Origin of the sequence: Pedobacter sp. (assembly GCF_045627485.1) — a bacterium.
Taxonomy (GTDB): domain Bacteria; phylum Bacteroidota; class Bacteroidia; order Sphingobacteriales; family Sphingobacteriaceae; genus Pedobacter.
Genome location: NZ_JAZQNU010000006.1, coordinates 1 through 7,525, shown reverse-complemented (window position 1 = coordinate 7,525; position 7,525 = coordinate 1). Strand labels below are relative to the sequence as shown.

The 7,525-nt window shown below is 42.0% G+C and carries 4 protein-coding genes and 2 pseudogenes; 3 read left to right on the top strand and 3 right to left on the bottom strand.

The features are described 5' to 3' along the window. From ACR2F3_RS00325 to ACR2F3_RS00315, 3 genes and pseudogenes are all read right to left on the bottom strand, one after another. Window positions 1-118 (bottom strand): annotated as a pseudogene (locus tag ACR2F3_RS00325) (6-phosphofructokinase); the annotation flags it as partial. 63 nt (window positions 119-181) lie between these two features. Continuing rightward, window positions 182-1,318 (bottom strand): annotated as a pseudogene (locus ACR2F3_RS00320) (cryptochrome/photolyase family protein); the annotation flags it as partial. Then, complete coding sequence (locus tag ACR2F3_RS00315; protein ID WP_432707991.1) at window positions 1,318-2,226, bottom strand: TIGR01777 family oxidoreductase; 909 nt, start codon at window positions 2,224-2,226, stop codon at window positions 1,318-1,320. The gene ACR2F3_RS00315 and the pseudogene ACR2F3_RS00320, both read right to left, overlap by 1 nt. A gap of 156 nt (window positions 2,227-2,382) precedes the next feature. Between ACR2F3_RS00315 and ACR2F3_RS00310 the strand changes: the two genes are divergently transcribed. From ACR2F3_RS00310 to ACR2F3_RS00300, 3 genes are all read left to right on the top strand, one after another. Beyond that, the gene (locus ACR2F3_RS00310) at window positions 2,383-3,663 is read left to right on the top strand and encodes a DASH family cryptochrome (protein ID WP_432707990.1); all 1,281 of its coding nucleotides are present in this window, start codon (window positions 2,383-2,385) and stop codon (window positions 3,661-3,663) included. 70 nt (window positions 3,664-3,733) lie between these two features. Beyond that, window positions 3,734-4,612 carry a MerR family transcriptional regulator gene (locus ACR2F3_RS00305; RefSeq protein WP_432707989.1) on the top strand — a complete coding sequence of 293 codons (879 nt, stop codon included), beginning with the start codon at window positions 3,734-3,736 and terminating at the stop codon, window positions 4,610-4,612. 66 nt (window positions 4,613-4,678) lie between these two features. Further along, window positions 4,679-7,474 (top strand): 2-oxoglutarate dehydrogenase E1 component, encoded by a 2,796-nt coding sequence (locus ACR2F3_RS00300; protein ID WP_432707988.1) that lies wholly within the window; start codon window positions 4,679-4,681, stop codon window positions 7,472-7,474. Window positions 7,475-7,525 lie beyond the last annotated feature (51 nt).

Sequence of the window (7,525 nt, the reverse complement as noted above, 5' to 3'; positions counted from 1 at the left end):
TGTCGTGCGACGTTGCAGTGTCGCGTATCTTGTCGACACACTCGACTATGGTGTTCATGGCAGTGTCGTAGCCTATGGTGGAGTCAGTTCCGTAGAGGTCGTTGTCAATGGTTCCGGGGCAATGATCAATATACCTGTTTTGCGGGTCAAACTTCTTTGCCTGAAGTTCTGGATTAAACACCCTGAAATAGGGTGCAGCGTCGTTACCACAGCCACATGCCCATTGCCAGCCACCAATGTTACTGGCCATTTCGTAATCCAGTAGTTTCTCCGCAAAGTAGGCCTCACCCCAGCGCCAGTCGATCAGCAAGTGTTTGGTTAAAAAGCTGGCCACCACCATACGTACCCTGTTATGCATAAAACCAGTCTGGTTCATTTGCTTCATTCCGGCGTCAACTAAAGGGTAGCCGGTTTCTCCGGCACACCAGGCTTCAAATTCTTGTTCATTATTTCGCCACTTGATGTTATCGTAAGCTAATTTGAATGACGTGTTTACTGTTCTTGGGAAATGGTATAAAATCATCATGTAGAATTCTCGCCAAATCAGTTCAGATACCCATTTATGGGCTTTTTTCGCTAGTCCCGTGTGGACCGCGTACCGTATGCTTACGGTCCCGAACCGCAGGTGAACTCCGATTCGTGTGGTCTCATTGGCAGGGTAGTCCCGGAGTATCTCGTACTGGTCAAGCTTCTCTTCAAAATGAGCTGAAGGGAAGTACTGGTCTGACTGTTCGAAGCCCAGGTCAGTCAATGCAGGAAAAAGAAATGGCTCACTTTTAAACAAGTTGTTTAAATATTTTTCGACCGGGTAGGGTTTGAGGAAAAAGGGTGTCAAGGTACTTTGCCATTTTCTAAAGTAAGGTGTAAAAACGGTATAAGGGTTACTATCGTCTTTCAGTACCTCCTTTTTCTCAAAAATAACTTGGTCTTTGTATGTGAAAAATGGGATGTTGTGCTGATGTAGCAGTTCGCTGATCTGTTGATCACGTTTGCGTGCAGCGGGTTCGTAATCGTGATTCGCATAAACTCCTTTTACCTGGTATTGCTGGGTTAGTTGCGCGATAACTTGATTGGGGGTGCCATATTTAACCAGGAGGGTGGAGCCATGACTTTGCAGTTGATGAAACATCTTTTGCAGGGTCTGGTAGATGAAAGTTACCCTTGGATCCTTTTTGTCCTGCAAAGTCGCTAATATATTGCTGTCAAAAATAAATAGCAGCAACACTGGTTGCCCACTTTTTAAGGCATGGTAAAGGGCGGCTTGATCCGTTAAACGTAAGTCTCTTCGGAGCCAGCAAATGACGATTTCTTGCTGCATCAGGATTTATAAATATCTTTTAATGCGTGGTCCAATTGGGTGTATTTGAAGGTGTAACCCGTGTCGAGCAACTTCTGAGCGGAGGTATTGGTACTCATTAGCGCAACGGAACTCATTTCACCTAATATGGCAGTTAGCACCGTTTCGGGGACTGATACCGGCCATACCGGTCGCTTAAGTACCTGGGCAATGCTTTTTGTTAAATTGAGGTTACTTACGGGAGAAGGTGCACAGGCGTTGTAGGCGCCACGCATGTTTGGGTTGGAAATAGCTTCCTTATAGATCTCGGTGATGTCCTGGTAATGTATCCAAGGAACCATTTGCTGGCCGTCGCCCAATGGTGCGCCTACGAAGAAACGAATGGGTTTGTCCATAGCTGCTAATCCCCCTTCATTATGTTTCAGGATAAAACCTGTTCGTATTTTAACTACGCGAAGACCCAATTGTTCTCCCTGGTCTACAGCGTCTTCCCATTCTTCACAACATTGGGCCAGAAAGCCGTAGCCATTTTCACGGTTTTCGGTTAGTATTTCATCGCCACAATCGCCGTAATAGCCTACAGCTGAAGCCGAGATCATGTCTTTCACCTGGTTAGGGGTTTCTCTGATGGTTTTATATAATAGCTCTGTAGATCGTACCCGACTGTCGATTAGTTGTTCTTTACGTTCTTTTGTCCATTTTTTTGTAGCAATATTCTCACCTGCCAGGTGCACGATGGTGTCAACACCATCCAGACAGTTCGGTGTTATCTTTTGACGATATACATCCCAATGGTGAACCTGGATGCCGGACAGTTTAATGGGTTTTCTGCTTAATACCGAAATCGTGTATCCATCGTCAATTAAAGCTTTTAAAAGGGCTTTGCCTACCATTCCTGTTGCTCCGGTTATTAAGATGTGTTTTTTCATGAGAATGTTGCCATTTTGATCAAAAGAAAGGTGTAATCTACTATTATAGAATGTTTATTGTAACATTTTGTTTTGCTTGTGTAATTATTGTAGCGCTGTTCGCTTTAAGTAACGAAAATGAGGTACTTTTACTGTTCCCAAAACTGCCTGTACAAAATGAAACCCAAGAAGATATTAGTTTGGTTTAGAAATGATCTCCGTCTGCATGATAACGAAATGTTGGTGGAAGCTATTGCTAAGTCAAACGAAATTTTACCGGTTTATATTTTCGATCCACGCACATTCCATGTTTCATCATCTGAGCCACCCGTGGTTAAGTCGGGCGCAATACGGACCAGGTTCCTGCAAGAAAGTGTTGCTGCTTTACGAACTTCATTTCAGCAATTAGAGGGTGATTTATTGATAAAGATGGGGTTTCCTGAGGAGATTATACCTGATTTAGTCGAGCAATATGATATCGCGGAGGTCTATCATCACCGCGAAGTTGCTGCGGAAGAAACCAGTGTTTCTGCGGATGTGGAAGACCGGTTATGGAAAATACAAGTAAATCTTCGGCATTTCATTGGGCATACCTTATATAATAAGGAGGATTTACCATTTCCAATAAAGGACATCCCTGATGTTTTTGCGCAGTTCAAGAAAAAAACGGAACGTGATGCCATCGTCAAAGCCTGTTTCCTGGCACCCGAGGTGATTAATTTTACAGAGGTGGCTGATTGGGGTTCGATCCCTGAGCTCATAAGCTTGCTGCCGTCTTCTTCTCTGGATGAGCCTGTACAACAAGAACTCATTGGTGGCGAACAAGAGGGCTTAAAACACCTGACAAGTTTGCTGGCACCAGGTTCTGCTATTTATCTCAAGACAAAACCTTTGCCCGGAAGACAAGGCTTTTCTTCACGTTTGTCTCCATGGCTGGCCGTCGGTTGTTTGTCACCACGTATGGTCTATTGGATGATTAAAGATGCCGAGGAAGCACATGGTGCGCATCCAAACTTTAATCAAATCATCTTAGGCTTACTTTGGCGGGATTATTTCAGGTTTATGTTTAAAAAACATGGCTTCACTTTCTTTCAAGAATTAGCTAATCAGCCAGATAAGGGATTAGCAGGAAAAGAGGAGGGCCGTTTGTTACAGCAATGGAAATCAGGTACTACCGGACATGGTCTTGTGGATGAATACATGCAGCAGCTGAATACCAAGGGCTTTATCCCTAATACAGGTAGGTTGTTGCTAGCCACTTACCTCATCCATGTGCTAAAAGTAGACTGGACGAAAGGTGCAGCCTATTTTGAAGAGAAGTCGATAGATTATGCCCCCGCAAATAACTGGTGCAACTGGTCTATTGTAGCAGGCGGAAGCAAGCCAGGCGATGTTTCTAAAAGCACATTTAACCTCGACAAGCAGCTCAAAATACTTGAGGTTGCCGCCGCTATCTAAAACATCTTTGTTTATTTAATAAACAAAAATTGTATTTTAAACCAATTTGTTTAAGTTTTGTTATCATACTGTGAAAAGATTCTCAATTAGTGATATAGAGGCCCTCATTGGGATTAAGGCGCACACGTTAAGAGCCTGGGAATCGAGGTTTAACCTGGTGCCGCCCAAACGGACAACCACAAACATCCGTTACTACGATGAGCAGGATCTTAAAATGCTGCTGAATATTGTCACATTAAATGAAAACGGCTATAAAATAAGTAAGATTGCGAGTTTAAGTCCCCAACAAATTAATCACCTGGTTGCGCAACTGAAAGCCGACTGGAATAATGATGCGGTTCAGGTGCTTAGTTTATCTGAAGCCACGCTTCGCTATGATGAAGATTCCTTTTCCAGGATACTTTCTGGTTGTATCAAAGAGATGGGCCTGGAAAAAACTATGGACATTGTATTGTTCCCTTTTATGAAAAGGGTGGGTATATTATGGCAAACCAGTACCCTTGATCCGGCGCATGAGCATTTTGCCTCCAACCTGATCCGCGACCAGCTTATCATTGCGATATCTAAAGTGAAAAAGCCGGTGAAAAAGGCGCCTAAGCGTTTCCTTTTATTTCTTCCTGAAGCTGAAACTCACGAGATTGGTTTGCTTTTTGCAAGGTACCTGTTGAAAAAATGCGGGCATGATGCCCTGTACCTTGGTCAGGACATTCCATATGGGGATATTAATAAAGTAATCGATGCTTTTCAACCCGATTATGCATTTATGGTTCTTACCTCTTTGAATTTAGGTAAGGACGTAAATAAAATAATTGGTAAAGTTATGGACAATTTAGGCGTTCCTTTGATCGTTGCTGGAAGTTTAATTTCTGAATTTGACATTGTAATGAAAGAGCGGTTGGTACCCCTAAAAAATGTTTGTGACATGGTCGACTTTTTCGAAGAAATATAAAGAATTTTGCCTGTTTTATAAGGTAAAATCCTAATTTTACCGTACTTATAGAATATCAAAAACATAATGGATAATTTATCTTATCTCAGCGGCGAAAATGCTGAATACATTGATTCCTTATATAAAGCTTATAAAGAAGACCCTCATGCTGTTGAATTTGGATGGCAGAAATTTTTTGAAGGATTTGACTTCGGAAGAAGTGCTTCCGACAGCACAGTAGCCAGCCAGGCACCTGAGCATTTCTTTAAAGAGGTGAATGTACTGAACCTGATAGATGGTTACCGAAACAGGGGCCATTTGTTCACCAAAACCAATCCTGTTCGTGAAAGAAGAAAGCACCTGCCTACCTTGGCATTGGAGAACTTTGGCTTAAGTGAAGCAGACTTGGATACAGTATTTAATTCAGGTGTGGAAATCGGTATTGGGGCAGCTAAATTAAGAGACATTGTTGCTTTTCTGGAACAAACTTATTGTGGTTCCATTGGTGCACAGTATAAGTATGTCCGTACGCCTGAGGTACTTACCTGGATTGAAGATAAAATGGAAAGCAGCCGTAATACGGCCAAGTTTTCTATAGAAGAGAAAAGAAGGATTTTAAAGAAATTGAACGAAGCAGTAAGCTTTGAGAATTTTTTAGGCACTAAATTTCTCGGACAGAAACGTTTCTCCTTAGAGGGTGCGGAAGCCTTAATTCCAGCATTGGATTCAGTGATTGAAAAAGGTGCCGATTTAGGTATTAAAGAATTTGTAATTGGTATGGCACACCGGGGGCGTTTAAACGTACTTGCCAATATCATGCAAAAAACTTATAAAGATATTTTTGCCGAGTTTGAAGGTAAAGGCTACAGTGCTACTTCTCCATTTGGTGGCGATGTGAAGTATCACCTGGGTTACTCAACTGATGTAACTACCAATCAAGGTAAAAATGTTCATTTAAGCCTTTGCCCTAACCCTTCTCACCTGGAAACCGTAAATGGTGTGGTGGAAGGAATGACACGTTCTAAAATTGATTTTAAATACGGTGGTGATGATTCACTCATTGCACCGATCTTGATACACGGTGATGCTTCAATTGCCGGACAGGGTATTGTTTATGAAGTGATTCAGATGGCTGGCCTTGACGGTTATAAAACCGGGGGTACTATTCACCTGGTTATTAACAACCAGATTGGTTTTACAACTAATTACAAAGACGCACGTACCAGTACATATTGCACAGACATTGCCAAAGTTACTTTGTCGCCAGTATTCCACGTAAATGGTGATGATGTGGAGGCATTGGTTTACGCGATTAACCTGGCTATGGAATACCGCATGCGGTATAAAAATGATGTCTTTATTGACATTTTATGTTACCGCAGGTTTGGACACAATGAAGCCGATGAGCCGAAATTTACTCAACCTCTTTTGTACAAAGCAATTGAGCAGCATGCTAATCCCCGTGATATTTACATTAAGCAATTAATTGGAGAAGGAGCGCTGGAAGCGAGTATGGCAAAAGAGATGGAAAAAGAATTCCGTGGTATTTTGCAACAACGTTTAAATGAAGCTAAAGAATTAGTGTCTACTTACCAGGATGTGAAATTTGGTGGTGCATGGGCGGAGATGCGCCTTGCATCGGCAAAAGACTTCGAAACGTCGCCTGACACTTCTGTAGATAAAGACACTTTACTTTCGATTGCCAATAAAATAAGTACTTTGCCTAAGGACAGGAAGTTCTTTAAAAAGATTGAAAAACTTTTTGATGAGCGTAATAAAATGGCAACTGCGACTCACATTTTTGATTGGGCAATGGCTGAACAACTTGCTTACGGCACTTTACTGACTGAAGGTAAAAGGGTTCGTTTAAGCGGGCAGGATGTGGAGCGTGGAACTTTCTCTCACCGTCATGCTGTGTTAACGCTGGAAGATCAGGAAGAGGAATATATCCCATTAGCTCATCTTTCGCCTGACCAGGGTTCTTTTGATATTTATAATTCTCACTTATCTGAATATGGTGTTTTAGGATTTGAATATGGTTATGCCATGGCCAATCCAAATGCACTGACCATTTGGGAAGCACAATTCGGTGACTTTTTTAACGGCGCCCAGATTGTCGTAGACCAGTATATTGCCAGTGCAGAAACAAAGTGGCAGCGTGAAAATGGTTTGGTGATGTTGTTACCTCACGGGTACGAAGGCCAGGGCCCGGAACATTCATCAGCAAGGATTGAGCGTTTCATGGAGTTATGTGCAGACTATAACATGCAGGTGACGAATTGTACGACGCCAGCAAACTTTTTCCATGCGTTACGCAGACAGTTTGCGCGTGATTTCAGAAAACCTTTGGTCGTGTTTACGCCGAAGAGTTTACTACGTCATCCGGCATGTGTATCTAAATTGGAAGAATTCACTGAAGGCAGATTCCATGAAGTGATTACAGATACTAATGTTACTGCAACAGAGGTAACAAGGGTGCTTTTCTGTAGCGGTAAGATCTACTATGAGTTGTTGGAAAAACAACGCAATGATCAGATTAAAAATGTAGCAATCGTTCGTGTAGAACAACTTTATCCCTTACCAATTGAACAAATGGAAGCTGCTTATGCAAGTTATAAAAATGCAAAAGAAGCAATTTGGGTACAGGAAGAGCCAGAGAACATGGGTGCATGGCCATTTCTTCTGCGAAAGTTAAGAAAAACGATCTTTAGTAATATTGAAGTAATTTCAAGAAAAGAAAGCAGCAGTACAGCTTCAGGGTTCGCAAAACAACATGCCGACCAGCAAGCTTATATCTTGGCGAAAGCTTTCGAAATGCCGGTAACAGAAAAAGAACAGAAAATTGCCAAGAAATCGGTAAGTAAAATATACAACGTAGATTAAAAATAATACATCAGTTATGAGTATAGAAATAAAAGTTCCGCCAGTAGGAGA